Below are 878 nucleotides of genomic sequence, written 5' to 3' on the forward strand. Positions count from 1 at the left end.
GCTCTTGAAAAACTGTTCTGTTCACGGAGCGTATCAGAATCAGATCCCGCACAAATCAGCGTCAAAACGGTCCTTTTCATCAGCGGCTAACGCTCACTGCTGTGCATCAGGGCGGCCAGAGCCGCAAATTGGACGATTTGTAGGCATAGGACACAAAACACTGGAAATCGTAAATCGATCGATCTAAAAGCGGCCGAAATCCTTCCCGAAAGTGAGTGATGAATCCTAAAGCTGTCATCTACGGTGCTGGCGGTCACGCTCGTGAACTGCAGTTCCAACTGCATGCCGAGGGAACATCAACGGTGGCATTCATCGATGATTTCAGATCTGGTTTTGATGTTGAAGGCACTCCCGTGCTTTCTCGTGACGATGCCTACGCACGCTTTCCTGCGGCAAACTGGTACGTTGCGATCGGTGATATTGCCGGCCGCACGACCATCCTAGCAACGCTTCGCGAACTGGGTTTAACGGTTGGCTCTTTCGTTAGCGCTCGCGCCTTGGTTTCTCCGTCTGCATCCATTTCCGGGGCAGCACAAATATTTGCGAATACCATCGTTTCAGCCGGCGCGGTGCTGGAGGATAACGTGATCATTGATTTCGGATCCATTATTCATCACGATGTTAGAATTGGCGCCAATTGCTTTATAGCCAGTGGGGTAACGGTTGCCGGGCACGCCAAGGTAGGCTCGGGAGTTTGGCTGGGCGTCGGATGCACAATAATCAATGGAACGGCCGACAACCCCATAAACATTGGCAACAATGTGGTCGTTGGAGCCTCCGCGTGCGTGGTGAGCGACGTAGAGGATAACGCCATCGTCGTTGGCGTACCCGCAAAGCAGAGGTCTTTATAGTGGCAAATACCCCAATTTACGTTGCCC

Annotated in this window: 1 protein-coding gene; it reads left to right on the plus strand. The window is 52.3% G+C overall.

Annotated features, from left to right (window positions below; genetic code table 11):
• Positions 1 to 218 precede the first annotated feature (218 nt).
• Complete coding sequence (locus ACXJ7R_RS34660; protein WP_457155728.1) at positions 219 to 851, plus strand: NeuD/PglB/VioB family sugar acetyltransferase; 633 nt, start codon at positions 219 to 221, stop codon at positions 849 to 851.
• Positions 852 to 878: the final 27 nt, after the last annotated feature.

The organism is Mesorhizobium sp. P5_C1 (assembly GCF_054049815.1).

Coding starts and splice junctions, on each gene's coding strand:
- ACXJ7R_RS34660 (WP_457155728.1), top strand. CDS start 219: ATGAATCCTAAAGCTGTCATCTACGGTGCTGGCGGTCACGCTCGTGAA.